Here is a 21,749-nt window from a genome sequence, read left to right on the forward strand (position 1 = left end):
CGATGCCTTATAAACAATTTGACCCCAGCACAGGAGAGCCGCTTGAGCAATCCGCATCACTCACCCGGCCGCTTGCTCAAGGCGGTCGAGAATTTTCTGGATCGGGATGGGGTCGGCCAGGTGTTCGCTCAGGCCCGCAGCGGTCGTCGCGACTTTATCCGCAAAGCCTTCGCTTCGGCCAGCCTCGCCGGCGCGACGCTTGCGACGCGCGCCCAATCCGGCAACGGCGACCCCAACATCCTCGAGTTGCCCGCGCATTCACGCGGGCTCGGCCAGCCGGTGGCACTGGAGGGTTATGGCAAACCGTCCAAATACGAGGCGAATGTGCAGCGCCGCATCAGCCCCGGCCTAACGCCGACCACGCAGGCCTCGGTTTCCTTCGCGCCGCTGCAATCGCTGTTCGGCATCGTCACGCCCAGCGGCCTGCACTTCGAGCGTCATCACCAGGGTTGGTGGGATATCGACCCCGGCAAGCACCGCTTGATGTTGAACGGCTCCGACGAAAAAATGCTCAAGCGGGCGATGGTCTTCACGCTCGATGAGCTGATGCGATTGCCGGCCGTGAGCCGCTTTCACTTCATCGAGTGCGGCGCCAATACCGGCATGGAATGGGGCAATGTCGCGGTGCCGACCTGCCAGTACACGCATGGCATGCTGAGCTGCAGCGAGTTCACCGGCGTGCCGCTGCGCACCCTGCTGGACCTCGCCGGCGTCGACTACAAGCGCGCCCGCTATGTGTTGGCCGAGGGCGCCGACGGTTCCTCGATGACGCGGACCGTGCCAATGGAGTTGGTCGAAAGCGGTGAGGTGCTGGTTGCCTATGGCCAGAACGGCGAAATGCTGCGGCCCGAGAATGGCTACCCGCTGCGCCTGGTCGTACCCGGCGTGCAGGGCGTCAGCTGGGTCAAATACCTGCGCCGCATCGAGGTCGGCGATCGGCCCTATGGTGCCAAAGATGAGGCGATTCACTACATCGATCTGATGCCCGACGGCCGCCATCGGCAATATTCGAGCACGCAAGAATGCAAAAGCGTGATCACCAGCCCGTCCGGGGGTCAGGTCTTGCTGGACAAGGGGTTTTACAGCATCAGCGGTCTGGCCTGGTCGGGCCGCGGCAAGATTGGCCGCGTCGATGTCTCGACGGACGGCGGCCGCAACTGGCGCGGTGCCAGGCTGGAGACGCCGGTGCTGAGCAAATGCCTGACACGCTTCAGTCTCGATTGGGTCTGGGACGGCAAGCCCGCCTTGCTGCAAAGCCGCGCCATCGACGAAACCGGCTATGTGCAACCGCGCAAGCAGCAACTCATCGCGGTGCGCGGAACGCGCTCGATTTATCACAATAACGCGGTGCAAACCTGGCTGGTGCAGGAAGACGGCGAGGTGAAAAATGTCCAGTTGGCGTGAGTTCTTGCTGGCTTCCAGCCTGCTGATGGGCCTCGGCCTGAGCGGCTCCGCCCAGGCCCAGAGCAAGACCTACCCTGGGCTGGGCCGCGTGGCGACGGCCGCCGAATTGAGCGCCTGGGACATTGACGTCAGGCCCGATTTCAAGGGCCTGCCGCCCGGCAAAGGTTCGGTCGCCCAGGGCATGGTCATCTGGGAAGGCAAATGCGCGTCCTGTCATGGCGTGTTCGGCGAAAGCAACCAGGTCTTCGCGCCGCTGGTGGGTGGCACGACCGCAGCCGACATCCAAAGCGGCCGGGTGGCGCGCCTGACCGACTCGGCCTTCCCGGCGCGCACCACGCTGATGAAGCTGGCCAATCTGTCCACGCTCTGGGACTACATCAATCGCGCGATGCCCTGGACGGCGCCCAAGTCACTGAGCGCCGACGAGGTCTACGCCGTCACCGCCTATCTGCTCAATCTGGGCGGCATCGTGCCCGACGAGCTGGTCTTGTCCGACCGCAATATGCACGAGGTGCAGGCGCTGCTGCCGAACCGACACGGTCTGCACAGCGACCATGGGCTCTGGCCCGGTGCCGGCATGGGCAATGGCGGCAAGCCCGATGTCAAGGCGACGGCCTGCGTGAAGGACTGCGCGCCTTTGCCAAAAATCGCCTCGGCCTTGCCCGACTTTGCCCGCAACGCGCATGGCAATCTGGCCGAGCAGAACCGCGGGGTCGGCGCCCAGCATGGCGTGGACACCAGCGGCCCCGGTGGCGCCCCGGCGCAAGCGCCCAAGCGGCCAGGCTCAGCGGCCAAGGGCGCGGGCGAGGCCGCGATGCTGCTGACACAGAAGCACGGCTGCGTTGCCTGCCACGGCCTTGAAAACAAAATCGTCGGTCCGGGCTTGCGCGAGATCGCCAACAAATATGCTCAGCGCGCGGACGCTGTTGCCTACTTGAGCGGCAAGATCATCGCCGGCGGCGCGGGGGTTTGGGGGGCGATCCCGATGCCGGCGCAGACCATCAGCGAGGCCGACGCCAAAACGATCGCCGAATGGCTGGCGACGGGGGCCGAAAAATGAAGCTAACTTCCACATCATTGGCAATCAGAGATAGAGGATTTCTCATGCAAACTCGTCGAACAATGCTTTCTCGGTCGGCCCAAGTGGCCGGCATGCTGGCCACCCTTGGCATGCTGCCCGGCTTGGCCCAGGCACAGGCCAAGGCCTACAACACGGCGGCCTTTGACGCCAAGACCATGGCCGAGTTGATGAAGGCGCTGGGCGCCGGCGCGCCGGTCGAGAGCAAGGACGTCACCCTGACCGGGCCGGACATTGCCGAGAACGGTGCGGTGGTACCCGTCGGTGCCTCGACGACGCTGGCCGGCGTCAAGCACATGCTGCTGCTGGTCGAGAAGAACCCGGCCATGTTGTCGGCGATCTTCGACGTCAGCGACGCGGTCGAGGCGAACTTCCAGACGCGCGTCAAGATGGGCCAGTCATCCAATGTATTTGCCGTGGCCTTGATGAGCGACGGCAAGGTGCTGTATGCGGTCAAAGAAGTGAAGGTGACCTTGGGCGGTTGCGGCGGCTGAGTAAGGCAGAGCCCCTTCCCCTATTCCCTCGACATCACAGGAGAAACACCATGTCAGATCCCATGAAGATTCGCGCTCAAGCCGCCGGCGACAAGGCCGTCGTGCGCATATTGATGGCCCACGAAATGGAGACCGGTCAGCGCAAAGACAGCGCCGGAAAAACCATTCCCGCCTGGTTCATTCAGGAAGTAACGGCCCAGCTCAACGGCAAGCCGGTGCTGAGCGCGCAATGGGGACCGTCGGTCGCCAAGAATCCCTTTCTGCAATTCAATCTCAAGGGCGCCAAGGCGGGCGACAAGATCAGCGTCACCTGGGTCGACAACAAAGGCGACAAGCGCACCGATGAAGCCGTCGTATCCTGAGTCCCTGCACCTGCAGCACTCCGTCATGACCTCCGAACAACAGGCCCGACCATGCGCAAGATCCTATTGATTACAAGCTCGCTGGCACTTGCCGGCGCCGCCGCGGCTCAGCAAAAAACCACCGCCGACAGCATTGCCGAATACCGCGCCATGTTGGCCGACGGCAACCCGGCCGAGTTGTTCGAGGCCAAAGGCGAGGCGCTCTGGAAGACCCCGCGCGGCCCCAAAAATGCCGACTTGCAGCAATGCGATCTGGGCAAGGGGCCGGGTGTCGTCAAAGGCGTGTTCGTCGAGTTGCCGCGCTGGTTTGCCGATACCGGCCGCGTGCAAGACATGGAGTCACGCCTGCTGACCTGCATGGAGCGGCTCCAAGGCTTTGATGCGACGGCCATCGCCAAGACGCCATTTGGCCAAGGCGAACAAAAGACGCTGGAGAGCCTGGCGGCCTGGATCTCGGCCGAATCGCGCGGCCTGAGGTTCAAGCTCCCGCAGGCCCATGCCGAAGAACGTAAAAGTTATGAACTCGGCAAGCGGGCGTTCTTCTACCGCGCCGGTTCACATGACTTTTCCTGCGCGTCCTGCCATGGCCAGACCGACAAGCGGATAAGGCTGCAAGACTTGCCCATACTCTCCAAGAACCCCGGCGACGGCGTGGGCTTTGCGGCCTGGCCGGCCTATCGGGTCAGCAGCGGTGAGCTCTGGAGCATGCAGCGCCGCCTGAACGACTGCTTCCGCCAGCAGCGCTTTCCATACCCCGGCTACGCCTCCGACGTGACCATTGCCTTGGGCAGCTATATGGGTGTCAATGCCCAGGGTGCCGAATCCGTGGCCCCGGCCCTCAAGCGTTGAAAGAGCGAGCCATGAAACCTAACAAACAACTCACCCTGATGCTCGGCGGCGCGATCACGCTGCTGCTGGCCGGCTGCGCGGCCACCACGCCGGTGCCCGACTACGAGGCCTTGCTGACGCAAATGATGAGCGGCTCCTTCCGCGACGAAGGCATCGCCAAGACCGAGCGCCTGCAACAAGACTCGGTCAACCTGGCCTGTTCCAAGGCGCAGGGAGCCGCCTTGCCCGACGCCGTCGCGGCGCCGCTCCAAGCAGCCGCGCTGAAGAGCGTGCCCAAGCCTGCCAATGGTCAATACCTGGGGGATTGGCGCGAGGGAGAGAAGCTGGCCCAAAACGGCCGCGGCATGACCTGGACCGACAAATCGGCCGCACCCAGCGCCAATGGCGGCAATTGCTACAACTGCCACCAGATCAGCAAGGCCGAGCTTTCTTTTGGCACGATTGGCCCCAGCCTCTATCAGTACGGCAAGTTGCGCGGCGTCAGTGATCCCCAAAGCGCGGCCGCCGCCCCCATCGTCGACTACACCTGGGCCAAGCTCTGGAACGCCAAGGCCTTCAATGCTTGCTCGGAGATGCCGCGATTTGGTCACGGCGGCTTGCTGGATGAAACGCAGCTCAAGCATTTGATGGCCTTGCTGCTGGACCCGCAATCTCCGGTCAATCAATAAGTTAGTTCGCACTCAAAGAGATCGCCCCATGAGCCTATCCAAACGTGAGTTTCTGCAGGTCCTGGGCGCGGCCTCTGCGGCCGGCATGGGCTTGGGGACCTACGCCGACGCCGACGCCGCCACGGCGCAGCAAGGCCTGTACGACCCGGCGCCCTTCGGCAATGTGTCGCTGCTGCACATGACCGATTGCCATGCGCAGTTGCTGCCCATCCATTTCCGCGAGCCCAGCGTCAACCTGGGGCTGGGCGCGATGCAAGGCCAGTTGCCGCATCTGGTCGGCGAGCAGTTGCTGAAGGCCGCCGGCCTGCGGCCGGGCACGCCTCAAGCCTTTGCCTACAGCTGCATCGACTTCGAAAAGGCCGCGCGCCGCTACGGCCGCGTCGGCGGCTTTGCCCATCTGAGCACCCTGGTCAAGCTGATGAAGCAGAGCCGGCCGGGCGCCCTGTTGCTGGACGGCGGCGACACCTGGCAGGGCTCGGCCACCTCGCTGTGGACGAACGCGCAAGACATGGTCGAAGCGAGCAAATTGCTCGGCGTCGACGTGATGACCGGCCATTGGGAGTTCACCTATGGCATGGCCCGGGTGCAGGAGATCATCGAGAAAGACTTCAAGGGCAAGATCGAATTTCTGGCCCAGAACGTCAAGACCAATGACTTCGGCGACCCGGTCTTCAAGCCCTACGTCATTCGCGATATCAACGGCGTGTCGGTGGCCATCATCGGCCAGGCTTTTCCCTACACGCCGATCGCCAACCCGCGCTATATGGTGGCCGATTGGAGCTTCGGTATCCAGGAAGAAAACCTGCAGGCGATGGTGGACGAGTGCCGCGCCAAACGGGCGCAGGTGGTGGTGCTGCTGTCGCACAACGGCATGGACGTGGACCTGAAGCTGGCCTCGCGCGTGCGTGGCATCGACGCGATCTTTGGCGGCCACACCCATGACGGCGTGCCGGTCGCGGTGCCGGTCGGCAATGCCGGCGGCAAGACCCTGGTCACCAATGCCGGCAGCAACGGCAAGTTCCTCGGCGTGATGGATTTCGAGGTCAAGAACGGGCGCGTGCAGGATTTCCGTTATCGCCTGCTGCCTGTATTTGCCAATCAGCTCAAGCCGGACCCCGAGATGGCGGCGCTGATCAGCAAGGTAAGGGAGCCCTATGCGTCACGCCTGGCCGAGACCTTGGCGATCAGCGACGGCCTGCTGTACCGGCGCGGCAACTTCAACGGCAGCTGGGATCAGCTTCTGTGCGATGCCTTGATGGATGTACAGGGCGCCGAGATCGCGTTCTCGCCGGGCTTCCGCTGGGGCAGCACGCTGCTGCCCGGCGACGCCATCACGCGCGAGCTGATGATGGATCAGTTGGCCATCACCTACCCCTACACCACGCTCACCGAGATGAGCGGCGCCACCATCAAGTCGATTCTTGAGGATGTCGGCGACAACCTCTTCAACCCCGACCCCTACTACCAACAGGGCGGCGACATGGTGCGGGTGGGTGGTTTGAGCTATAGCTGCACGCCGGGTGAAAAAATGGGCCAGCGCATCGGTAATATGCGCCTGGGTGGCAAGTTATTGGACCCGAATCGCAAGTACAAGGTGGCGGGCTGGGCGCCGGTGGCCGAGGAGGCTCGCCACGCGCCCGGCCAGCAGCCGATCTGGGATCTGGTCGAGAGCTGGCTGAAGGCGCAGCCGGGCGGCCATGTCGCGGCGCGCCGCATCAACACGCCGACGCTGGTCGGCGTGCAGGGCAATCCGGGCCTTACCAAGGCATGACCAAGGCATGAGCAAGGCATGAGCAAGGCATGAAAAATCATGAACAAGAACTCTTCATTTGAGCGGCTGATCGCCCTGGCCTTGCTTTGCTCACTCGCAACGCCGAGCGCCGGCGCGCAGACCGCCGCGGCCACTTATGAGATCAAGCAGCTGACGCCCGAAACGGCGCTGGCGGCCGCGCAGGCCGCGCTGGCGCAATGCCGCAAGAACGGCCATCAGGTCGCGGTGGCGGTGGTGGACCGGGCCGGCGTGACGCAGGTGCTGCTGCGCGACCGCTTTGCCGGCGCGCACACGGTCGAGGTGGCCAGCACCAAGGCCTGGACCGCGGCCAGCTTCCGCATCCCCACCGCGAGCCTGGCCGAGAGCACGCAAGCGGGCAGGCCGATGAGTGGCCTGCGGGCGTCGCCACATGTGATGGCGATCGGCGGCGGCATGCCGATCGAGGCCGCCGGCATGGTGTTGGGCGCGATCGCCGTCTCCGGCGCGCCCGGTGGCGAGGCCGACGACGCTTGCGCGCTGGCCGGCCTGAAGGCCATCGCCGAGGCGGTCGAGTTCTGAGTTTGCTTCATGCATTTTTCAACCCGGAAGGATCTCGACATGAATCTGCGTCAATGGCTGGTCTGTGCAACGCTGCTGCTGGCCTCGGGCTGGGCGGCGGCTCAAAACAAGGTTGTCTACCACTTCACCGACAGCGCCACCCAAGGCTTGGCCGGCCTGCGCAATTTGCGCAATCACCTGGATATTGAGCCGAGCGCGCAGATCATCGTGGTGGCCCATGGGCAGGGCGTTGACTTCCTGATGGAAGGCGCCAAGGACAAGGCCGGCAGTGCCTTTGCCGGCCCGGTGTCGGCCTTGAAGGGCCGCGGCGTGCGCTTCGAGGTTTGTGAAATCACCCTGAAGGCGCGCGACTTGAGCAAGGACCAGTTCCTGCAGGAGGTCGACTTCACCCCGTCCGGCGTGGTGCGCGCTTCCAAGCTGCAGCATGAGGGCTACGCCTATATCAAGCCATGAGGCGATTCGGCTCTTGGGCGCTGAGCCTGAGTTTGTTGGCGCCGCTGTGGGCGTGGGCCGGTGCTGCCCCCAAGCTGCAGGCGCGCCAGGTGGCCGATCGGGTCTGGTTTGTGCAGGGCGAGGCGGCGCTGGGCACGCCGGCCAATCGCAACTTCATTTCCAACGCCGGCTTCATCGTTACCGATGCCGGTGTGGTGGTGGTGGATGCGCTCGGTTCACCCGCGCTCGCCGACGAGTTGCTGGCCGAGATTCGCCGGGTTACCGACCAGCCGCTACGTTATGTGATCGTCACCCATTATCACGCCGACCACATCTACGGCTTGCAGGCCTTCAAGGCGGCCGGCGCCACCATCCTGGCCCACCGACTGGGGCAAGAATATCTGCAATCGGACGCGGCCCAGCGGCGCTTGCAGGCCAGCCGCCAGGAGCTCGGCCCTTGGGTTAACGAGCAAACCCAGCTGACCGGCGCGGATCGCTGGTTGACTGATGCCGAGACCCGCCTCCAGCTCGGCGGCGACGAGATCGTGATCCGCCACGCCGGCCCGGCGCATACGGCGGAGGACTTGTTGGTCCAACTGCCCAAGTCGGGCGTGCTGTTTTCCGGCGATCTGTTCTTCAGTGGCCGCATTCCCTTCATCGGCCAAGCCGACAGCCGGGCCTGGATTGCCTCGCTGGATCGCTTGATCGCCTATAGCCCGCGCTTGGTGATTCCCGGCCACGGCCCGGTCTCGGTCGACCCCATGCATGACCTGAGGCTGACCCGCGACTACCTGCTCCATCTGCGCAAGGCCATGGGCGAGGCCGCGCGCAATCTGCAGCCATTCGAGGAGGCTTACGCCGCCGCCGACTGGTCGCGGTTCGAAAACTTGCCCTTGTTCAAGGCAGCGAACCGCATGAACGCGTATAACACCTACCTGCTGATGGAGCAGCAGACCGAACCTTGAAGCCCTTGCTGGGCAAATTTCCAAGCACAAGCCCCATGGATGAACTAAGTAGCCAAGACCGCGTATTCGAATCCGCCGCCGAGCTGTTTGCGCTGCTGGCCACGCCGGTGCGGCTGAAGATCATCAGCGCCGTCTGCCAACAGGAGAAGAACGTTTCGGAGTTGCTGGCACTGATAGCCACCACGCAGCCGAATATGTCGCAGCATCTGGCCACGCTTTATCGGCGCGGCGTGCTGGCCAAGCGCCGCGAAGGCACGCAGATCTACTACAGCCTGCAAAGCGAGCGCGTCGGGGCCTTGTGCCGGGCCGTGTGTACCCAGGTGGCGATCGACTTCGACGAAGAGACGCCGGCTGACTCTAACGACAGGTTGCTGCGGCAGCGAGTCATCGGCTAGAACGTCGGCGTTCTTGCATTGCGGGCGGCACAGCATGGCGCGGCTCAAGCCTTGCGCTGCCCCCACAACACGCCGGCCGCGATCAACAGCATGCCGACGATGGTGGCCAGATCCGGCCGCTCGCCAAACAGCGGCAGTGCCAGCAAGGTGGCCAACACCGGCGTCAATGCGCCCGCCATCGCGCTGCGCTGCGCACCCAAGCGGGCGACAGCAACGCTGTAGCTGAGCGTCGAGATCAGCCCCACGCCGACGCTCTGAATCAGCAGTTGCAGCCAGAGTTGCTCACGCGGCAGCGCAGGCAAGCTCAGGCCGCCATGGCTGGCCTGCCAAGCAAGCACCGGCAGCAACAGCAGGAGCGAAACGCTGGAGATCAAGGCGGCCGCTTCGATCGGCGCCAGCTTGGCCTGACGCAGGGCCAGGGTGTAGGCCGACCACATCAGGCTGCCGAGCAAAAACATCGCATAGCCCTCGGCCAGACCCGCTTGCCCGGCCTTCAGCGCCAGCATGGTGGCGATGCCGGCGGCGATGCACAGCAGCGCCGGCCAACGCGCCAACGCGGCGCGGCCATGCAAGGCTGCGGCCAGCAGGGCCGTGAACAGCGGCAAAGTGCCGGGAATCAGCGTCGCGCCATCGGCCACCGGCGCATGGCGCATACCCCAGCCGGCGATCAGAAAATAGGGCAGGCCGGCGCCGGCCACGATCAAGAGCCACAGCTTGGGTGACACCTGCGCAAAGCGCGCGCGCCGCCGCCACAGCAAGGGCATGAACAAGAGCCCGGCCGGCCCGAAGCGCAGCAAGGCCAGTTCGGCGGGCGGCAGCGCGGCGCGTGCGCCGGCTCGCAGCGAGATGAAAAAGGCCGCCCAGATGCACAGCGTCAAGGCCAGCGCGGCCCAGCCCAGCAGCTCAAGCTGGGCGCCAGAGCGCGGGGCGGCCCGGGTCTGGTCGGCATGCGTGTGCAGGATGGCGGTGTCGGGGCTGGTGGCGGTGGGCATGTTGCGCGATCGGGTTTACTGCTGGGAAGGCTGAATTTTCCGCTGAGGTGCCGGGCGAATCTGGCTCAAATGAGCAGCTAATATCTTGGTGAAGGGTTGATTCAGCCAATAAAATTCAATAAATTGACGAATTAAAGCCATGGACAGAATTGACATCCAATTGCTGGAACTGCTGCAGCGCGACGGCAGGCTCTCGATCGCCGACTTGGCCGAGCGGGTGGCCTTGTCGCAAAGCCCTTGTGCGCGCCGCCTCAAGCGCCTGGAAGATGCCGGCTTCATCGCCGGCTACCGCGCGGTGCTGGATCGCAAGGCGGTGCAACTGGCGACCACGGTGTTCGTCAATGTGCGGCTGATGCATCACCGTGAAGACGCGGTCCAGCAGTTCGAAGCGGCGATGGAGGCGATGGCCGAGGTGGTGGCCTGCCATGTGGTCAGCGGCGCGCATGACTATCTGCTCGAGGTGGTGGTCAGCGAGCTGAGCAGCTATGAGCACATCGTGCGCCGCCTGCAAGCGCTGCCCATGGTGCAAGACATCACCAGCAATTTTGCAATCCGCTGCGTCAAAAGTGGCGCGCCGCTGCCGCTGAAGGCGCTCAGATAGCCATAGCTGGAGGCGGCCCAGACCGGCCTGATTTTGCCCCTTGTTCAGCAGTACTTTCGTCGTATGGTGTCCAATCTGGGTATGAGTTTATTTAAATCGAAGCCAGCGGCCGCACAGGCCGGGGCCAACCAAAACAGCGCCAGCCGCCTGACCATACCCGCCACCGTCGAGCAGGTGCTGTTTGTCGCCAGCCTTTTATGGGCGCTGACGGCCAACCGCTTCTTCTTCAGCGCCGCCTTGAAGGGGCGCAGCTTCGACGATCCCAGCGCCTGGGGCTTTGCCGCCGCCATGGTGGTGCTGGTCTTGGCCCTGCACCTGTTCTTGCTGGCGCTGGTGGCGAACCGCTGGACGCTCAAGCCGCTGCTGGTGGTCTTGATCATCACCACCGCCTTCGCCAGCTGGTTCATGCAGGCCTTTGGCATCTATCTCGACCCGACGATGGTGCGCAACACCTTGCGCACCGACCCCGCCGAAGCGAGCGAGCTGATTTCGGCCGCGCTGCTGCTGCATGTGCTGATCTACGCCGGCCTGCCGCTGCTGCTGCTGTGGCGGGTGCGTCTCGTCAACCGACCTTGGCGGCGCGCCATGCTGGTGCGCCTGGGCCTGATCGTGGTGACAATGGCGGCGATGGTGGCGAGCGTGATGGCGGTGTTCCAGCCCTTCTCGTCGCTGATGCGCAATCACAAAGAGATCCGCTACCTGATCACACCGTCCAACTATGTCTGGTCGCTCGGCAGCACGCTGGCGGCCGAGGCGCGCGGCGCGGCCAAGCCCCGCGAAGCGGTCGGCTTGGATGCCAAGGCCGGCCCGAGCTGGGCGGGCCGCACCAAGCCCAAGGTCGTCGTGATGGTGGTCGGTGAAACCGCCCGTGCCGCCAACTGGGGGCTGAACGGCTATGCGCGCCAGACCACGCCGCAGCTGGCGGCGATCGCCGCGCAGCCGGAGTCAAACCTGATCAGCTTCCGCGATGTGGGCGCTTGCGGCACCAATACCGAGACCTCGCTGCCCTGCATGTTCTCGGCCGTCGGCCGGCGTAACTATGACGAGGCGCGCATTCGCGGAACCGACTCGCTGCTGCACATCGTCGACCGAGCGGGTGTCAGCGTGCAATGGCGTGACAACCAGTCGGGCTGCAAAGGGGTATGCGATGGCCTGCCCAATGACACGGTGTCCAAGCTCAATGCGCCGGGCCTGTGCGAGGGCGAGCGCTGCCTGGATGAAGGCCTGATCGCCGATCTGGACGGCCGGCTCAGCGAGCTGATCGCGGGCTTCAAGCCGGGCGCGGCGCCGCAACTCTGGCTGATGCACCAGTTGGGCAACCACGGGCCCTCTTACTTCCGCCGCTATCCGCCCAACTTCAAGCGCTTTGTGCCGGCCTGCGAGAAGGACGATTTGCGTCTGTGCAGCAAGGAAGAAATCAGCAATGCCTATGACAACGCGCTGCTCTACACCGACCATGTGCTGGCCAGTCTGATCGCCAAGCTCAAAAGCCGCGCGGCCGAGGTCGATACGCTCGTCCTCTATGTTTCAGACCATGGCGAATCGCTGGGCGAGAACGGTCTGTTCCTGCACGGCATCCCTTATGCGATCGCGCCCGATGTACAGACCCAGGTGCCGATGCTGATGTGGGCGAGCACGGGCTTCGCCGGTTCGGCCGGCCTGGACTGGAGCTGCTTGCGCCAACGCGCCGGCCAGACCCCGGCAAACCCTGTCAGCCATGACCACCTGTTCCACACTCTGATGGGGTTGCTGGATGTGCAGAGCGAATTGCGGGAGCCGAGTCTGGATCTGGCCGGCCAATGCCGCTTGTCCGGCAACGGGCTTGTTGCCAAATGATGGGGGCCACCAAAACGGTCTGGCGCCGCGACCTCGCCATCACCTCGCTCTGCCTGTTGCTGCTGGCAATTTGGGAGTTCAGCGGCCTGGATCTGCCCTTGGTGCGGCAGTTTGGCTCGGCCGATGGTTTTTACTGGCGCGAAGCCTGGCTGACCAGCACGCTGCTGCACGAGGGCGGGCGGGCGCTGGGCTGGGCGGTGCTGATCTGGCAGTTGTGCGACGCGCTATGGGTGAGGCCGAAGCCGATGACGCCCAGCAAGCGCGAGCGCCTATTCTGGATCAGCGTGGCGGTAGCGAATATTGTGTTGGTGCCAGCGCTCAAGCGCGTCAACCTGACCAGCTGCCCTTGGGAGCTGAGTGAGTTTGGCGGCATTGCCCACTATGTGCCGCATTGGCTATTGGGCGTCTATGACGGCGGCCCGGGGCATTGCTTCCCGTCCGGTCATGCGATTGCCGCGTTTGGTTTTTTTGGCCTGTATTTTTTGTGGCGCCCCTACCGACCGACGCTGGCGAGAGTCATGCTCGGCCTGGTTATCGGCGCTGGCGCCGCTTTCGGTTTGGCCCAGATGGCGCGTGGCGCGCATTACCTGAGCCATACGCTGTGGTCGGGCTTCATCTGCTGGACCCTGTGCATCGCGGCCGACTATTTCGCGCGCGCTCGAGCCGGTCAAACGGCCAGGCAAGCTGGATTGCTACCGAATCAGGGACCGAGCGAGCCCTGATTCGGGACTTTCGGCTTAACGCTTACTTGGCGGCGGCCATTTTGGCGTCAAAGTCAGCCTTGGTGGTCGCAGCGCATCGCAACGATGGGGTCGGTGCTGGCCGCAGCAGCCTTGGCAGGCGCGGTCGCGGCAGACATGGCAGCGGCGGCGGTAATTTGGGCCTGAGCGGAGCCACCCAACAAGGACAATAGAACGGCAACAGCGGCAATGGAATTCTTCAAAGTGACGCTTTCAAAAATATAAGAAAAAGCACTGAGCAAGAAACGCATATGCAGACCTAGGTTCAATTGCGAACCCACGCACCCTAGCGACGAATCACGGCGGGCACCTGCCCAGTCAAGCTCACAAGGTCTGAGCCATAGCAGGGGTTTTCATGCCGCTTCTATTTACCCAAGTCAATGATGACCGCAATGCCGCTGCGGTCTGTTCCTTTTTTTCCATGATCACGGCGGAGATGCCATGTTGATGGGCGCTAACGCATTTTTCGCGCTGATGATGAAAACGTAACCATCCGCAAGGAATTGCCCATCTCGGCGCGCGCCCAGCGCATCGGCCCGCTCAGGGCCTGGTGGCCGCCGCCTTGGTCAGGCGCTGCGCAAAAAATCCTTCGATGTCTGCGTTCATCTGCTCCGTGACGCGGTGGGCCTCGCCCGGGTAGAGCGTGAAACGGGCATCCAGGCCTTGCTCGGCATAAAGCCGCTGTATGGTTTGCCAACGCGCCAGCGGCGTGGCGCCAAAGTGGGCAAAGACCAGCTTTTCGTCCGCGGCCGAATAGCTGTCGCGGTACACGACCGAGTCGTTTTCGTCTTGCTCGCCCATGTAAATGAAGGCGGCCACCGACCTCAAGGCAGCCAGCCGCAAGGGCTCGCCGGTCAACGCCGTCCAGTCGGCAACACCGACCGGGTAATTGAGGGCCGCGCCCTCATGCCGCGCCAGCGGCGCCAGTGGCCAGCCGCCCGGTGAGCCGCTGGCCAGGGCAAGCACCCGCTCGGGGTGCATGAAGGCGAAGCGATTCACAAACATGCCCGAGGCAGAGAAGCCCGACATCAGCACCTGCGGGGCCAGGTCTTGCCCCTGCCGAGCCATGCGCTGGCGCGCGTCGTCGATCATGGCCAGCAACTGCTTGTCCACCCGTCGCCATTCGGGCCGCTGCGTCTGCATGGCGGCCCGGCTGAGCGCGTGCAGATAGATGTTTTCGGCCTCGGCATCGGCCGGGTCGAGCGGGCGCGGGAAGCTCGGCACCAGCATGGCCACGCCGAGTCGCTCGGCCAATGCCGACTGTCGATTCAACTCCTGCGCGGCCGCGGCACTCAGCAGTTCCGGGTCCTCGCTGGCAAAACCGCTGTTATTGGGCACGACCAGCAAATGAGGCGATTTGATCTGCTTGGGCAGGTAGAGGTAGTAGGGCCAGTGGAAGCCTTGCGCCGGCGCGGCCGCGACCTGCTGCACGCGGGCCGCGTCCAGCGTCGGCAGCACCAGCGCGGGGCCCTTGATGGCCAGCAAGGCCACACCGCCGGCACTGGCTCTGGCGTCCAGATCCAATTCGTAGCGCCCTGGCGCCAGGCGGCGCTGCAAGGTGGTCTCGCCCTGCCGCGCTGACCAAGTCAGCAACGCTGCGGCCGCGCCCTTGCCGGCTTCTGCAGCCGCCGGGGTCAGAGTCACTTGCGCGTCACCGCCCTGCACCGACACCCACAGGCTCAAGCTGCGCTCGCCGTCGAACGGCGGCAACAACAGCGAAATCCGCTGCGACTCGCTGCCGCCCGCCTTAAGCCGCAGGCCATGGGTCAGGTTGAAGCCCTGCTGGATCAGCGCTTGACTGCGTTGCCCGGCCTCTTGGCGCAGGCCGTTCAGCACCGCCTCGGGCATCGCCTCTGCCGCCCATGCCGCAGGGTTGGCCACCAGGGCCGCAATCACCAGTAACAACAAACCCATCGCCCGCATCGCCACCCCTTCACGCCCGGTTTGGGCCCGCGGATATTAGCGCAGGCCCTGCTGTACTGAGGGCGACCAAGGTCAGGGCAAGGTGGCTGACTTGAGCTCGACCGCGGCACAGGTGAATGCCGCCTCTTTTTGACGCTGCTGCCGCTCTGACCAAGGTTAAAGTCATGCAGACGATCCGCCCGGCCATCCTCGGAGCAAGGCGACTCGAATTTTGTGGCATTGAGGTCATCAGTTATGGCGGCTAGGCGTGGACGGGCAAAGGCGGTTAAATATCCCCCATCCTGCAGGAACTGCCAGGCGCCGATAGGCGCGGCCGATTGGGACTTTTGCCCGCGCTGCGGCCAGGAGACCCAGCTCGCAGTGCCATCGGTCGGCGAGTTCCTGGCCCATACCGGCGGGCGGCTATTGGCGCTGGATGGCCGGCTGTGGCGCACCCTGGCGCATCTGCTGAGCAAGCCCGGCGTGCTGACGCAGGCCTATCTGACCGGCCGGCGCCGCTACTTTGTGCGGCCGGCGCGGCTGTTCTTTGTGCTCTCGCTGCTGCTGTTCGGGCTCCTGCGGCTGACCCTTCCCAGCGTTCCGGAACTCGAAGAGAACCTGGCCGTCGCCGCTGCGGCCTCGGCAGCATCCGCCGCGCCTGTGTCGACCATCAGCGCAACGTGGTTGGAGATTCTCGACGCCAGCCCCGACTTGGTCGCCGACCCGCTGCGCAAGCGGGTGCTGCATTACAGAAGCCTCAGCCGTGCCGAGCGACTCCAGACCCTGGACACTGGGTCGATCCGCCTCGGCCCCTATGTGCTGTTCGCGCTGTTGCCGCTCTATGCCGGTCTGATGCAGCTGGTCTATCTGGGGCGTGGCGACCGCTATCCCGGCCGGCCTCGCCGTTATGGCGAGCATCTGGTGCAAGGTGCTTATATGCACTGCAGCTTGTTGCTGACGCTGAGCCTGGCCGTCCTTTTACCCTGGGTCTGGGTGCGCGTGCCCTTAGCGCTTTGGCTGCTGGTCTACCTCGCCCGGTCCCAATATGCGGTCTATGGCGGCTCACGCTGGGGCGCGTTCCTGCGCGGCATTTTGGTGACGCTGATCTACTACGTCTTTGCCTTCATCACGCAGCAAGGCCTGCGCTACCTGGCGGCCTTGCTTTGAGCCTGCGCAGACAGGCGCGCCCCGCCGTCACTTCGGGGCGAGCACCTCGCCACCCAGCGCCAGATGCAGATTCACGCGTTGCAGGCGCTGCTCCGACTGCACTCGCAGCAGGCTGATGCTGGCGGCCAGCGTCGCCAGCTGCTGCTGTTGGACGCTGCGCAGATCGCGCGAGCCGACCCGATAACGCTGTTGTTCCAGACCCAGGGCGCGCTGGTTCTCGCTCAAACCCTGGCGCAGCAAGGGCTCGCGTTTGGCCAGCGCGGCCTCATTGGCGAGCGCTGTTTCGACCTCATTGAAGGCCCGCTGTGCAATGCCCGCAAAGGCCGCCGCCGCCTGCTTTTGTTCAAGCCCGCGCAGGTCCACCTGCGCCTGCAGCTGCCCGCCGTTCAAGAGCGGCACCAGCACCGAGGCGCCGACGCCGAAATTGGGATCATTGCGCTCTTGCAGCACAAAGATGCTGCTGGACACCGAGGACAGCGCCGCCGTCAGCGACAGCCTGGGCAGGCGCGCCGCCGCCGCCTCGCCGCTGCGTGCAAAGGCCGCCGCGACCTTGCGTTCGGCCGCGATCACATCGGGCCGGCGCTCCAGCAGCTCGGACGGCAGGCCGGTAGCCGGCAGGGCCGGCAGCAAGGCCAGCTCGGTCGGCAAAGCGATTTCGGCCGCCGGGTAGCGACCCAACATCACCTCCAAGGCCCGCCTGGATTGGCTCATAGACAGCTTGATCTGCTCGGCACCATCCCGCAGGCCATGCAGATTGGCCAGGGCCAAGGCCACTTCGGCCTCGGAGCCCACGCCGATGCGGCGCCGCTCCTCGGCCAAATGGGCCAGCTTCTCGGCGGCCTGCTGCATCTCGGCGTTAAGGCCAAGCTGGCGGCTCGCTTCGGCGGCCAGGAACCAGGCCTTGGCCAGCGTGGCCAGCAGCGACTGGCTGGCGAAGCGCTGGTCGGCTTGGGCCGACCGATATTGCGCATCGGCGGCGGCCTGGCCGTAGCGCAAGCGGCCCCACAGATCGATCTCCCAGGAGCCCTGCAAGATCAGGCCGGATAGCTGACTGCCGCCGTTATTGACCTTGCCGCCTGTGCGGCCGAGCAGATTGACCTCGGGGTAAAGCCCGCCGCCGGCCGCCTGCAGCGCGATGGCGGCGATCTCGACCCGGCCGGCCGCGAGGCGCAGGTCCTGGTTATAGGCCAGCGCCTCTTCGGCCAAGGCGCTCAAGCCAGGGTCATTGAAACTGGCCAGCCAGCCAGCCTCGATCTTGCCGCCCTGGCCACCGGCGGCCCAAGCCGGCGGTGGCTTGGCATGGGCGAGTTCGGCCTCGGCGAGCTGGCTGCTGCTGGGCGGGCTCTGCAAGGCGCAGCCGCCCAGCAGCAGGGCGGCGGCTGCGGCGATGCCGGTGCTGAGAAGTTTCATCGCGTGCATCCCGTTCAATGCAGCTTCAACACAAGGTAGTTGACCTTGGTGCTGACGCGCAGCAAGACCTTGCGCAAGATGTGCAGCGGCGCCATGCCATCGGTGAAGATGGCGCCGTCGCCGATCGCGCCGGCGGCCAGGAAGGTGTCGGCATCCGCCTCGCTAACAAGCAACTTGACCGGGAAGCGGCCCGGCGCGATCGGCCCATAGCCGGTGGTCGGCAGCTGGGTGCTGCTGGCGACCTGACCCTGGCCCTGCGCCCAGACTATGGAATCGACCTTGGCCTTGAAGACATGGCCGGGGTGGGTAGGCAAGATGAACTCGGCCTCGTTGCCGGGCTGCACCTGGTGCAGCTCGTTCTGATGGTAGAGCGCAATCACCTGGGTGGTGTTCTCGACAAAGGTCAGCGCCGGCGTGATCGGGAAGGCCGCGGTGAAGCTCCCGGGGCGCAGTTGCACATTGATCGCGTAGCCGTCGGCGGGGGCCGTTACGACGGTTTGCGCCAATTGCCAGCGCGCGTTTTCCAGCTGGGCGCGCACCTGCGCCACCGGCGCGTACTCATCGCCGACCTTGCCGCCGATGCGCTGGCGAATCTGCCGCTGGCTGGCCAAGGCCTGGGCCTCGGCGGCGCGCGACTGGGCCAACACGCCGCGCGCGGTGTCGAGCTGGGCTTCAAGAGCGCGGGCATCGGTCTCGGCCGCTTCGAGCGTGAAGCGGTCACCGGCGCCGGTCTTGACCAACTCGGTGTTCTCCGCGACTCGGCGGCGCGCCAGGTCCATGCGCACCTGCACCTCGCGGATGCGCGCCTCGGCCTGCTTGACGCCGCCGCGTGCCGCGTCCACGCCGGCCACAGCCCCGCCGGCTTGCTCATCCAACTCGCGCGAACCGGCCTGCGCGTTGGCCAGCTGGGCCTCCAGCGCGCGCACGGTCAGCGCGTAATTGGTCGGGTCGATGCGGAACAGCACATCGCCCTTCTTGACCGGCCGGTTCGGCTCGATCGGGACATCGATGACCCGCCCGCCGACCTGCGGCACCACATTGATCACGTACTTGATCACCCGCACATCGCTGCTCGACGGCGCGAACACATTGAGCAGCAAGATCATGGTCGTCAGCGCGACGATGGGAATCGTCACCACGATCACCTGCGAGGTGGTGGTCCAGGGCAACCACTTGAATTTGAAAAAGATCAGCCAGACAAAGAAGGCGTAAATGCCGAGCAGCAGGGCGTCCATCAGGCGGCGGCTCCGGTATTGGCTTCGTGCAACTGCGTGCGCAGGCCGGTCAACTCCGGCGCCAAGGCACCCTTGGCAAACATCGCATCGAGTTCATCGCGCAGATGCGTGCGCTCGTCGTCGGAGAGCTGACCGGCGCGGAACTTCGCGGCCATCTCCAGGTGGTAATCGCCATGCTTGTCGGTACCGTAAGCCTGGCGGTAATTGGTAGGTTTGGTATAGGCCCACAACCAGGCCAGCGGCCACAGCAGGCCGCCGAACACCAGCGACAGCAGGCATAAGACCTGGATTGCCTTGGTCTGCGGGTGGTGGTTTTTATGCGCGATCTTTTCCGGCATCACATGCACCATCCAGAACGCCGCCAGCGCTGCGATCGGGATCACGCAGATGACGAACCATGACATCGCGTTGGCGATGGTGTCCACCATGGGGCCGCTGTGGCCGGAAGCCTGGGCTGGCAAGGCCAGCATCCCAAGCGCGGCGATGGTTGCCGCGTGAGCGGCCGATAGCTTGATTCGGGTATTGCGCAAGAGAATCTCCAGAGACCTGACCGCGGCGAATGCTACCTCAGCATTTCAGCGCAGCACTACCTTCATTGGCCGCTACAGTAGCGGCTACTATCAACTTGAGGCAATGAGCCAGGGAGTTAGCAATGAGTCTGGAACCCGATTACCGCAGCGGCCGCTGGGCCATGCATTTCGAAGAAATCGACAAAGAAATCGTCACGCTGGCCTTGATGTGCGAGCTGCCCTTGGCAACGCCGGGCGCGCTTGAGCGTGTCCTGCACGGTGACATCGGCGTTTGCGGCAAAGAAAAGCCGGCTGCGTTTGGCAAGCTGCGCGGGCTCTTGATGTTGCACTACTCGGACCAGGCCAAGGCCATCGAGGCGCTCGGACCCGAGCAGGCGCTCGCCCTGGTGGGCCAAGTGGTGGACCGTTTGCGTGAGCGCTTTGGCGACCGCTTGGGCGCCCCTGAGGCTTGAAGAATCAGCATTGGCCATGGCCCTTGAGCCATGAGCCAAAGCAGCAGGAGTTGAAGATGGCAAGCAAGAAGAAGATCAAGGCCGCCGATGGCCACGCGAGCGGCGGTGCCGTCGATCAAGCGCTGGCCAGCGGCGCAATGGCGGCTCTGGCCGAGGCGCAGGTTGAACAAAAGCCCAAGAGCATGGGCGCACGCGACTATGACGACGCGCTTGAAAAGCTGCACGCCGAGTTGGTGGTGCTGCAGCAATGGGTGCAGCACCAGGGACTGAAAGTTTGCATCCTGTTCGAGGGCCGCGACGGCGCCGGCAAGGGCGGCACCATCAAGGCGCTGACCGAGCGGGTCAGCCCGCGCGTGTTCCGCGTGGTGGCGCTGCCGGCGCCGACCGAGCGCGAGCAGAGCCAGATGTATATCCAGCGTTATATGCAGCATCTGCCGGCGGCCGGCGAGGTGGTGATCTTTGACCGCAGCTGGTACAACCGCGCCGGTGTCGAACGGGTGATGGGGTTTTGCACCGAGCAGCAGACGCAAGACTTTTTGAACATGGTGCCGGCCTTCGAGAAGGCGGTGGTGTCATCCGGCGTCATCTTGCTGAAGTACTGGCTGGAGGTCAGCCCCGAGGAGCAGACCCGCCGCCTGACCGACCGCATCGAAGACGGCCGCAAGCAATGGAAGCTGACGGAGATGGACCTCAAGTCCTATAGCCGCTGGTTTGACTATTCGCGCGCCCGTGACGATATGTTCAAGGCCAGCGACAGCTCCTGGGCGCCCTGGTTTGTGGTGCCTTCGGACTGCAAGCGGCGCGCTCGGCTGAATGTCATCCAGCATGTGTTGCGCAGCATCCCACATGAGGTTTTGCCGCAGGAAAAAGTCGTGCTGCCCAAACGCCAAAAGCGCGGGGACTATGTGGAGACGGATTACCCCTTCCGCTTGATTCACGAAGTTTATTGAGGGTAAGTAGTCTTTTCGCGTCAACGCAATCAGTCTCGATGAGCGGGGCGATCAACGCTTATGCTCCGGGGCTGGCTCCCGCCTTGTTCGTCAACCTTTGATGGAGGCCCATCATGAAGTTCAATTCCACTTGCCGTCTGGGCGGCTTGTTAGCGTTTGTCTTCGCCGGAGCCACCCAGGTGGTTTCGGCCGAACCGGTCGCAGCTGCGGCCTTCAAGGTCCCCGATGAAGCCAGCATTCCCGCTGGCCCGGCCGGCGACGCGATCAAGTTGGGCAAGACCTTGATCACCGACACCCACAAGCTGCTGCCAAAAAACGTCGGTAATGGCCTCAACTGCAGCAACTGCCACCTCGCCGCCGGCACCACACCGGGCGCCGCTCCTTATGTCGGCCTGTGGGGCGTATTCCCCGAATTTCGCGCGCGCGGCGGCCGCATCAACTCCTTGCAGGAGCGGGTCAATGATTGCTTCGAGCGCTCGATGAATGGCAAGGCCTTGGCCTTCGACTCGAAGGAGATGAATGCCATCCTGATGTATATGCAATGGTTGTCTAACGGTGTTCCTACCGGCACCGAAGTTGTCGGGCGGGGCATGGGCAAGGTCGACAACAAGCTGGTCCCGAATGCCGCCCACGGCAAGACGATTTACGCCGAGAAATGCGCCAGTTGCCACGCGGCGGATGGCGCCGGCACCAAAAACCCGGCCGGCGGTTATCTGTTCCCGCCGGTCTGGGGGGCGGCCTCGTACAACATCGGCGCCGGCCTGGCGCGCACCTACACGGCGGCCGGTTTCATCAAACACAATATGCCGCTCGGCCAGGGCGGCACGCTCAGCGATCAAGAGGCGATCGACGTGGCCGAGTTCATGACGCATCAGCCGCGCCCGGCCTTTGCCGGCGCGAAGAATGACTATGCCTCGGGCAATAAGCCCAAGGATGCCCGCAACTGAGCGAGGGGGAA

24 protein-coding genes are annotated in these 21,749 nt (G+C 64.5%); 18 read left to right on the forward strand and 6 right to left on the reverse strand.

Annotation, left to right across the window (positions count from 1 at the left end; all coding sequences use genetic code 11):
- Positions 1-42: 42 nt before the first annotated feature.
- Genes soxC through LNV07_RS23375 form a run of 11 tightly spaced genes read left to right on the forward strand, consistent with a single transcriptional unit; the run spans position 43 to position 8,976 of the window.
- Complete coding sequence (soxC, locus tag LNV07_RS23325; protein ID WP_263573601.1) at positions 43-1,404, forward strand: sulfite dehydrogenase; 1,362 nt, start codon at positions 43-45, stop codon at positions 1,402-1,404.
- Entirely contained in the window at positions 1,388-2,464 is a 1,077-nt protein-coding gene (locus LNV07_RS23330) for a c-type cytochrome (RefSeq protein ID WP_263573602.1), read from the forward strand. The genes soxC and LNV07_RS23330 overlap by 17 nt, the downstream gene beginning before the upstream one ends.
- Before the next feature lie 44 nt (positions 2,465-2,508).
- Entirely contained in the window at positions 2,509-2,976 is a 468-nt protein-coding gene (gene soxY / locus LNV07_RS23335) for a thiosulfate oxidation carrier protein SoxY (RefSeq protein ID WP_263573603.1), read from the forward strand.
- A gap of 50 nt (positions 2,977-3,026) precedes the next feature.
- The gene (gene soxZ, locus LNV07_RS23340; RefSeq protein ID WP_263573604.1) at positions 3,027-3,338 is read left to right on the forward strand and encodes a thiosulfate oxidation carrier complex protein SoxZ; all 312 of its coding nucleotides are present in this window, start codon (positions 3,027-3,029) and stop codon (positions 3,336-3,338) included.
- A 51-nt stretch (positions 3,339-3,389) separates the two neighbouring features.
- The gene (soxA, locus tag LNV07_RS23345) at positions 3,390-4,187 is read left to right on the forward strand and encodes a sulfur oxidation c-type cytochrome SoxA (protein ID WP_263573605.1); all 798 of its coding nucleotides are present in this window, start codon (positions 3,390-3,392) and stop codon (positions 4,185-4,187) included.
- 11 nt (positions 4,188-4,198) lie between these two features.
- Positions 4,199-4,855 carry a sulfur oxidation c-type cytochrome SoxX gene (soxX, locus tag LNV07_RS23350; protein WP_263573606.1) on the forward strand — a complete coding sequence of 219 codons (657 nt, stop codon included), beginning with the start codon at positions 4,199-4,201 and terminating at the stop codon, positions 4,853-4,855.
- A gap of 28 nt (positions 4,856-4,883) precedes the next feature.
- Positions 4,884-6,626: a thiosulfohydrolase SoxB gene (soxB, locus tag LNV07_RS23355; protein WP_263573607.1), complete on the forward strand. Its 1,743-nt coding sequence runs from the start codon at positions 4,884-4,886 to the stop codon at positions 6,624-6,626.
- A 39-nt stretch (positions 6,627-6,665) separates the two neighbouring features.
- Positions 6,666-7,184, forward strand: coding sequence for a GlcG/HbpS family heme-binding protein (locus LNV07_RS23360; RefSeq protein WP_263573608.1), 519 nt, complete (start codon positions 6,666-6,668; stop codon positions 7,182-7,184).
- Positions 7,185-7,223: 39 nt separating this feature from the next.
- Positions 7,224-7,637 carry a DsrE family protein gene (locus tag LNV07_RS23365; protein ID WP_263573609.1) on the forward strand — a complete coding sequence of 138 codons (414 nt, stop codon included), beginning with the start codon at positions 7,224-7,226 and terminating at the stop codon, positions 7,635-7,637.
- Positions 7,634-8,581, forward strand: coding sequence for an MBL fold metallo-hydrolase (locus LNV07_RS23370; protein ID WP_263573610.1), 948 nt, complete (start codon positions 7,634-7,636; stop codon positions 8,579-8,581). Before LNV07_RS23365 ends, LNV07_RS23370 begins: the two co-directional genes overlap by 4 nt.
- A 35-nt stretch (positions 8,582-8,616) precedes the next feature.
- Positions 8,617-8,976 carry an ArsR/SmtB family transcription factor gene (locus LNV07_RS23375; protein WP_263573611.1) on the forward strand — a complete coding sequence of 120 codons (360 nt, stop codon included), beginning with the start codon at positions 8,617-8,619 and terminating at the stop codon, positions 8,974-8,976.
- Positions 8,977-9,020: 44 nt separating this feature from the next.
- Here the strand turns inward: LNV07_RS23375 and LNV07_RS23380 are convergent, their stop codons facing one another.
- Positions 9,021-9,968, reverse strand: coding sequence for a DMT family transporter (locus LNV07_RS23380; RefSeq protein WP_263573612.1), 948 nt, complete (start codon positions 9,966-9,968; stop codon positions 9,021-9,023).
- Between the two features lie 139 nt (positions 9,969-10,107).
- Between LNV07_RS23380 and LNV07_RS23385 the strand changes: the two genes are divergently transcribed.
- From LNV07_RS23385 to LNV07_RS23395, 3 genes are all read left to right on the forward strand, one after another.
- Positions 10,108-10,569: an Lrp/AsnC family transcriptional regulator gene (locus tag LNV07_RS23385; RefSeq protein ID WP_263573613.1), complete on the forward strand. Its 462-nt coding sequence runs from the start codon at positions 10,108-10,110 to the stop codon at positions 10,567-10,569.
- Positions 10,570-10,650: 81 nt separating this feature from the next.
- The gene (locus tag LNV07_RS23390) at positions 10,651-12,405 is read left to right on the forward strand and encodes a phosphoethanolamine transferase (RefSeq protein WP_263573614.1); all 1,755 of its coding nucleotides are present in this window, start codon (positions 10,651-10,653) and stop codon (positions 12,403-12,405) included.
- Positions 12,405-13,127 (forward strand): phosphatase PAP2 family protein, encoded by a 723-nt coding sequence (locus LNV07_RS23395; RefSeq protein WP_263573615.1) that lies wholly within the window; start codon positions 12,405-12,407, stop codon positions 13,125-13,127. The genes LNV07_RS23390 and LNV07_RS23395 overlap by 1 nt, the downstream gene beginning before the upstream one ends.
- A gap of 53 nt (positions 13,128-13,180) precedes the next feature.
- Here LNV07_RS23395 and LNV07_RS23400 read toward each other — a convergent pair whose 3' ends face one another.
- Complete coding sequence (locus LNV07_RS23400; protein ID WP_263573616.1) at positions 13,181-13,348, reverse strand: hypothetical protein; 168 nt, start codon at positions 13,346-13,348, stop codon at positions 13,181-13,183.
- A gap of 337 nt (positions 13,349-13,685) precedes the next feature.
- Positions 13,686-15,059, reverse strand: coding sequence for a hypothetical protein (locus LNV07_RS23405; RefSeq protein WP_263573617.1), 1,374 nt, complete (start codon positions 15,057-15,059; stop codon positions 13,686-13,688).
- Between the two features lie 369 nt (positions 15,060-15,428).
- Between LNV07_RS23405 and LNV07_RS23410 the strand changes: the two genes are divergently transcribed.
- On the forward strand, positions 15,429-16,214 hold the full coding sequence (locus LNV07_RS23410; RefSeq protein ID WP_263573618.1) for a DUF3667 domain-containing protein: 786 nt from the start codon (positions 15,429-15,431) through the stop codon (positions 16,212-16,214).
- A gap of 27 nt (positions 16,215-16,241) precedes the next feature.
- Here LNV07_RS23410 and LNV07_RS23415 read toward each other — a convergent pair whose 3' ends face one another.
- From LNV07_RS23415 to LNV07_RS23425, 3 genes are read right to left on the reverse strand one after another with little or no spacing between them, the layout of a single operon-like run.
- The gene (locus LNV07_RS23415; protein WP_263573619.1) at positions 16,242-17,624 is read right to left on the reverse strand and encodes an efflux transporter outer membrane subunit; all 1,383 of its coding nucleotides are present in this window, start codon (positions 17,622-17,624) and stop codon (positions 16,242-16,244) included.
- Positions 17,625-17,638: 14 nt separating this feature from the next.
- Entirely contained in the window at positions 17,639-18,859 is a 1,221-nt protein-coding gene (locus LNV07_RS23420; RefSeq protein WP_263573620.1) for an HlyD family secretion protein, read from the reverse strand.
- Positions 18,859-19,389 carry a DUF3302 domain-containing protein gene (locus tag LNV07_RS23425; protein WP_263573621.1) on the reverse strand — a complete coding sequence of 177 codons (531 nt, stop codon included), beginning with the start codon at positions 19,387-19,389 and terminating at the stop codon, positions 18,859-18,861. Before LNV07_RS23425 ends, LNV07_RS23420 begins: the two co-directional genes overlap by 1 nt.
- 122 nt (positions 19,390-19,511) lie before the next feature.
- Between LNV07_RS23425 and LNV07_RS23430 the strand changes: the two genes are divergently transcribed.
- The 3 genes from LNV07_RS23430 (at position 19,512) to LNV07_RS23440 (ending at position 21,738) form a co-directional block, all read left to right on the forward strand.
- A complete protein-coding gene (locus tag LNV07_RS23430; protein WP_263573622.1) occupies positions 19,512-19,841 on the forward strand; it encodes a hypothetical protein in 330 nt (109 codons plus the stop codon).
- Between the two features lie 137 nt (positions 19,842-19,978).
- Positions 19,979-20,791: a polyphosphate kinase 2 gene (ppk2, locus tag LNV07_RS23435; RefSeq protein ID WP_263573759.1), complete on the forward strand. Its 813-nt coding sequence runs from the start codon at positions 19,979-19,981 to the stop codon at positions 20,789-20,791.
- Between the two features lie 113 nt (positions 20,792-20,904).
- On the forward strand, positions 20,905-21,738 hold the full coding sequence (locus tag LNV07_RS23440) for a c-type cytochrome (protein ID WP_263573623.1): 834 nt from the start codon (positions 20,905-20,907) through the stop codon (positions 21,736-21,738).
- The last annotated feature ends 11 nt before the right edge of the window (positions 21,739-21,749 follow it).

Source organism: Roseateles oligotrophus, from assembly GCF_025717515.1.
GTDB classification, from domain to species: Bacteria; Pseudomonadota; Gammaproteobacteria; order Burkholderiales; family Burkholderiaceae_C; genus Paucibacter_A; species Paucibacter_A oligotrophus.

What these genes read in the sequence shown, in the direction of transcription:
- LNV07_RS23405 (WP_263573617.1), bottom strand. Translation starts at nt 15,059, where the DNA reads ATGGGTTTGTTGTTACTGGTGATTGCGGCCCTGGTGGCCAACCCTGCG.
- LNV07_RS23395 (WP_263573615.1), top strand. Translation starts at nt 12,405, where the DNA reads ATGGGGGCCACCAAAACGGTCTGGCGCCGCGACCTCGCCATCACCTCG.
- LNV07_RS23370 (WP_263573610.1), top strand. Translation starts at nt 7,634, where the DNA reads ATGAGGCGATTCGGCTCTTGGGCGCTGAGCCTGAGTTTGTTGGCGCCG.
- LNV07_RS23390 (WP_263573614.1), top strand. Translation starts at nt 10,651, where the DNA reads ATGAGTTTATTTAAATCGAAGCCAGCGGCCGCACAGGCCGGGGCCAAC.
- soxZ (WP_263573604.1), top strand. Translation starts at nt 3,027, where the DNA reads ATGTCAGATCCCATGAAGATTCGCGCTCAAGCCGCCGGCGACAAGGCC.
- soxB (WP_263573607.1), top strand. Translation starts at nt 4,884, where the DNA reads ATGAGCCTATCCAAACGTGAGTTTCTGCAGGTCCTGGGCGCGGCCTCT.
- LNV07_RS23380 (WP_263573612.1), bottom strand. Translation starts at nt 9,968, where the DNA reads ATGCCCACCGCCACCAGCCCCGACACCGCCATCCTGCACACGCATGCC.
- soxA (WP_263573605.1), top strand. Translation starts at nt 3,390, where the DNA reads ATGCGCAAGATCCTATTGATTACAAGCTCGCTGGCACTTGCCGGCGCC.
- LNV07_RS23375 (WP_263573611.1), top strand. Translation starts at nt 8,617, where the DNA reads ATGGATGAACTAAGTAGCCAAGACCGCGTATTCGAATCCGCCGCCGAG.
- LNV07_RS23365 (WP_263573609.1), top strand. Translation starts at nt 7,224, where the DNA reads ATGAATCTGCGTCAATGGCTGGTCTGTGCAACGCTGCTGCTGGCCTCG.
- soxX (WP_263573606.1), top strand. Translation starts at nt 4,199, where the DNA reads ATGAAACCTAACAAACAACTCACCCTGATGCTCGGCGGCGCGATCACG.
- LNV07_RS23360 (WP_263573608.1), top strand. Translation starts at nt 6,666, where the DNA reads ATGAACAAGAACTCTTCATTTGAGCGGCTGATCGCCCTGGCCTTGCTT.
- LNV07_RS23440 (WP_263573623.1), top strand. Translation starts at nt 20,905, where the DNA reads ATGAAGTTCAATTCCACTTGCCGTCTGGGCGGCTTGTTAGCGTTTGTC.
- soxY (WP_263573603.1), top strand. Translation starts at nt 2,509, where the DNA reads ATGCAAACTCGTCGAACAATGCTTTCTCGGTCGGCCCAAGTGGCCGGC.
- LNV07_RS23420 (WP_263573620.1), bottom strand. Translation starts at nt 18,859, where the DNA reads ATGGACGCCCTGCTGCTCGGCATTTACGCCTTCTTTGTCTGGCTGATC.
- LNV07_RS23330 (WP_263573602.1), top strand. Translation starts at nt 1,388, where the DNA reads ATGTCCAGTTGGCGTGAGTTCTTGCTGGCTTCCAGCCTGCTGATGGGC.
- LNV07_RS23385 (WP_263573613.1), top strand. Translation starts at nt 10,108, where the DNA reads ATGGACAGAATTGACATCCAATTGCTGGAACTGCTGCAGCGCGACGGC.
- LNV07_RS23415 (WP_263573619.1), bottom strand. Translation starts at nt 17,624, where the DNA reads ATGAAACTTCTCAGCACCGGCATCGCCGCAGCCGCCGCCCTGCTGCTG.
- LNV07_RS23430 (WP_263573622.1), top strand. Translation starts at nt 19,512, where the DNA reads ATGAGTCTGGAACCCGATTACCGCAGCGGCCGCTGGGCCATGCATTTC.
- ppk2 (WP_263573759.1), top strand. Translation starts at nt 19,979, where the DNA reads ATGGCGGCTCTGGCCGAGGCGCAGGTTGAACAAAAGCCCAAGAGCATG.